The organism is Streptomyces hygroscopicus subsp. hygroscopicus (genome assembly GCF_001553455.1).
GTDB lineage: Bacteria > Actinomycetota > Actinomycetes > Streptomycetales > Streptomycetaceae > Streptomyces > Streptomyces hygroscopicus.
Genome location: NZ_BBOX01000659.1, coordinates 1 through 1,087, shown reverse-complemented (window position 1 = coordinate 1,087; position 1,087 = coordinate 1). Strand labels below are relative to the sequence as shown.

The window sequence follows — 1,087 nt, the reverse complement described above, 5'->3', positions numbered from 1 at the left end:
CCCGGTATCCGTGCCACCGCGCGGACCGCGGCGGCGCGGGCCGCCGCGGCCGTGCGGGAGGAGGCCGCGCTGATGCGGGCATGGGGCGTTGGTCCGGGCGAGCTGGAGCGGATGCCGTTCGCCGAGCGCGCCCGGCTCGCCGAGCGGCTGCGCACCGGGCGTCTCGCCCAGTGGGCCGAGCTGATCGGCCGCTTCCGGCGGATGGCCGGCGGGGAGCGCGCCCGCAAGGTGGAGAACGCCACCGGGGAACTGGTCGGCGTCACGCTCGGCGATGACCTCACCCGCGTCATCCCCTCCGAACTGGCGGGCCTGGGCCTGCCGGTGCTGCGTGCGGTGTTCGCCGCGCGCTACGCCGCCGGGGAGCTGATGCTCTACGACAGCCGGGGGGAGCAGACCACCGGCCGGGGCGCCATCATCGCGTGCGTGGACACCTCGCACTCCATGTACGAGGTGGGGCCCGGCGGAGTCACCCGGGAGGCGTGGGCCAAGGCGTGTGCCCTGGCACTGCTGGACCAGGCCCGCCACGCGGGGCGCGACTTCGTCGGCATCCTGTTCTCCTCCGCCGACAAGATCCGGGTCTTCCGCTTCCCGGCCGGCCGGCCCGCCGGGATCGACCGGACCCTCGACTTCGCCGAGACCTTCCTCGGCGGTGGCACCAGCTTCCAGACGCCGCTGACGGCCGCCGGTGAACTGCTGAGGGAGGAGTTCAACGACACCTCCCGGAGGCGCGGCGACATCGTGATGATCACCGATGGCGAATGCGACGTCACGGAGGAATGGATGCGCGACCGGAACGACGCCAAGCGCCTGCTGGGCTTCCGGGTCTTCGGCGTGGCCATCGGCGCCCCGCGCGCAGCCGGAGCCGGTTCGGTCCTGGAGGCCCTGTGCGACAACCTCCGCTCCATCGAGGACCTCACCGATGTCCACGCCGCCGCCGACCTCTTCCGTGTGATCTGACCCGGCCTCCGGACGAGCGAGGACCCCTCGAGCGGAGCGGACCTGCTGCCGGCCGCCACCCGACCCGGCGGCCGGACGTGCGCCGCCACCGGCAACGGCGGGGCGCCCGCAGCACTCGGCCCGGCTGCCC

At 74.4% G+C, this 1,087-nt stretch carries 1 protein-coding gene; it reads left to right on the top strand.

Annotated features, from left to right (window positions below):
- The coding region (locus AXW62_RS39710) for a VWA domain-containing protein (protein WP_159061125.1) at nucleotides 1-957 on the top strand (957 nt) is incomplete at its 5' end.
- Nucleotides 958-1,087: the final 130 nt, after the last annotated feature.